We start from the raw sequence: 3111 nt of genomic DNA, 5'->3' as shown, positions 1-3111 counted from the left end.
ATAAATCATAAAGGCAACTGTGTAAGAGAAAAGTAATTGGTAACCAATTGCTAGTCCAAACCACTTCTTTGATCCCATTTCTTCTTTTATTGCTCCCACTGCAGCGAAGCAAGGAATTGTTAGCTGATTAAAGAAAACAAAGGCAAAGGCTGATGCCGCAGAGAATTTAGAAGCCACAAGTGCTACCATGCTGGAATCTTCTGCTCCAACTTCTCCTATACCTGCAAGAACTCCATAAGTTCCTACTACAATTTCTTTGGCAACTAGACCAAGGATTGTAGCAACACTAGCCATCCAATCTCCAAATCCAAGAGGAGCAAAGATTGGTGCAATAATTTTTCCAATTCCCGCAAGGATTGAATCTTCAGGATCTGCATTGAAGTCCATAAAGTGTCCATCAAGAGAAATTGATTTTAAAAGGAATATTGCAACTGTTGCAAGTAAAATCACTGTACCTGCCTTAACAACAAAGGCTTTGCACCTAAACCAAGTTGCTTTTAAAATATTTCTAGCACTTGGGGCATGATATTCAGGTAATTCCATTACAAAAGGTGCTGGCTCTCCTGAGAAGTATTTTGTCTTCTTGAGGATAATACCTGAAACAACTACTGCCATTATTCCTCCGAAGTACCAAATAGGTGCATACCACCAGCTACCACCTAAAAAGGCTGCAAACATGGCAATAATATCAAGCTTTGCACCACATGGCATGAAGGAGGCAGTCATTATTGTCATTCTTCTGTCGTTGTCTGATTCAATTGTCCTTGTTCCCATGATGGCAGGAACTGAACAACCTGTTCCCATTAAAATTGGGATAAAAGATTTTCCAGATAAACCAAATTTTCTAAAAATCCTGTCTAAGATGAAGGCAATTCTTGACATGTAACCAATATCTTCTAGTATTGCAATGAATAGGAATAGGACTGCAATTACTGGTAAGAAACCAAGAACAGCTCCAACACCACCGATGATTCCATCAACTAATAGCGATGTTAAAAATTCTGATGTACCAGCATTTTCTAAAAATCCTCTGAAGTTTTCTCCAATTATTTCTGTGAAGAAGACTTCATTTACCCAGTCAGTCACTGGACCGCCTACAAAATTAATTGCAATAATATATACAAGAGTTATAACTCCGACAAAAATTGGAATTGATAGGAATCTATTTGTGACAATTCTGTCGATTTTGTCAGAAGTTGTCATTCCCTTTCTTCCCTTTTTCACAGCGTCCTTTGTAACATTCGAAACAAAGTTGTACCTGCCGTCTGTGATGATTCCCTCTCCATCATCGTCATATTTTTCTTCAGCTTCTTCTATTATTTCTTCAAGCCTTCTGCTTTCATTGCCGTAGAGAGGATATTCTTCTATAATTTTTTCATCTTCTTCAAAGAACTTAACTGCAAGCCATCTCTTTGCTGGACTGTCCTTTATTACAGAAAAATCTTCTATTTCTCTAATATATTTTTCTACATCTTCTTCAAATTCATGAAACAATGTTGCTTTTTTACCAGCCACTGACTTAGCAGTATCAATTAACTTATCAATGTTTTCATTTTTAAGAGCAGAAATCTCAACAATTTTGCAGCCAAGATCTTTTTCTAATTTTTTAATATCAATGAAGTCATTATTTTTCTAACAACATCCATCATATTTAAAGCTATAACTAGTGGAATACCAAGTTCAATAAGCTGAGTTGCTAAAAACAAATTCCTTTCTATATTAGTTGCATCTACAACATCAATAATTACATCTGGTCTTTCATTAACAAGATAATCCCTAGAAACTACCTCTTCAAGTGTGTATGGGGATAAGGAATAAATTCCAGGTAAATCTGTAAAATGAACTTCTTTATCTTTTTTATACTTACCAGTCTTCTGTTCAACAGTTACCCCAGGCCAATTTCCAACATATTGGTTAGAACCTGTCAAGCTGTTGAAAAGCGTGGACTTACCACTGTTGGGATTACCGGCAAGTGCTATAGTAATTGCCAAATTAATCCTCCTTTTCTTTCTCTTCGATTGAAATTAATTCTGCATCTTGACGTCTCAAGCTTAACTCATAATTTCTTATGTTAATTTGTATAGGATCACCAAGAGGTGCAACTTTTCTTATGTAAATTTCTGAATTTTTAGTTATACCCATATCCATAATTCTTCTCTTTAAGGGTCCTTTTCCATTAATTTTTTTTACAATATAATATTTACCTACAACTGCATCTTTTAAAGTTTGCACTCTTACATCTCCTCTACCATAATCTTTTTAGCTATGTCTTTTCCTATTGCCACTCTGGCATCCTTTATTGACACAATTAAATTTCCATCATTTTCATTTACTACTTTTATCACTGCACCTTTGACAAAACCAAGATTTGCAAGGTGAGATTCAGTGATATCACTATTTTTTAAAGTTTTAACTCTCAAAATCTTAAAATTAACATTTAAGGGAGCCATTAACAAACTTATCATTCTATCACTCATTTCTAAATTACTAAAATTATATGTAAATCAATATTTGAATTTGATTATCATTTCTAAAATTATTATAACATAGCTAATTGAAAAATAAAATCAATTCGAGAAATTTTTTGAAGCTATTTATATTTTTAAAAATTAAAATATATTTAAATTTCAATTATAGTTTTGTATTTTATAAATTAAAATAAGTCAAATCATAATATGCTCATAATAAATTAAGATCTATTTTTTATTAATTTCTAAACTTAAAATTCTAAAAGATTACTTATATATTTTTGATTTATTTTAAATTACATTTGAATTTCAATTGATGAAACAAAACATATATATAATCTAATGAAATGCTTATTCTATTTATTTCTTTCTTATAAAACAGCTTTTATTCAAGCTTAGATCATTTTCTATAAATCTAGAAGTAATACTTTATAAATAAATATAATAAAAATAAAAAAGCTGTGAAATAAATTCACAGCAGATTTGGTGACCCATGCGCGATTCGAACGCGCGACACCTTGATTAAAAGTCAAGTGCTCTACCGACTGAGCTAATGGGTCCTATGTAATTTTCAATAAAAAAATCTGTGGTTAACACAGATTAAAAATGGCGGAGAGGAAGGGATTCGAACCCTTGTGGGCTT

2 protein-coding genes, 1 tRNA gene and 1 pseudogene are annotated in these 3111 nt (G+C 32.4%); all 4 read right to left on the bottom strand.

What is annotated here, in order from left to right; genetic code table 11:
* A pseudogene (gene feoB / locus HGPT_RS00020) lies at window positions 1-1991 on the bottom strand (ferrous iron transport protein B); the annotation flags it as partial.
* Window position 1992: 1 nt separating this feature from the next.
* The gene (locus HGPT_RS00015) at window positions 1993-2232 is read right to left on the bottom strand and encodes a FeoA family protein (protein ID WP_019137855.1); all 240 of its coding nucleotides are present in this window, start codon (window positions 2230-2232) and stop codon (window positions 1993-1995) included.
* A gap of 2 nt (window positions 2233-2234) precedes the next feature.
* A complete protein-coding gene (locus HGPT_RS00010; RefSeq protein WP_019137854.1) occupies window positions 2235-2465 on the bottom strand; it encodes a FeoA family protein in 231 nt (76 codons plus the stop codon).
* A gap of 487 nt (window positions 2466-2952) precedes the next feature.
* A tRNA-Lys gene (locus HGPT_RS00005) sits at window positions 2953-3028 on the bottom strand.
* Window positions 3029-3111: the final 83 nt, after the last annotated feature.

The organism is Peptoniphilus timonensis JC401 (assembly GCF_000312025.1).
Lineage (GTDB): Bacteria > Bacillota > Clostridia > Tissierellales > Peptoniphilaceae > Peptoniphilus_A > Peptoniphilus_A timonensis.
This window is presented reverse-complemented; position numbering and strand designations above follow the sequence as displayed.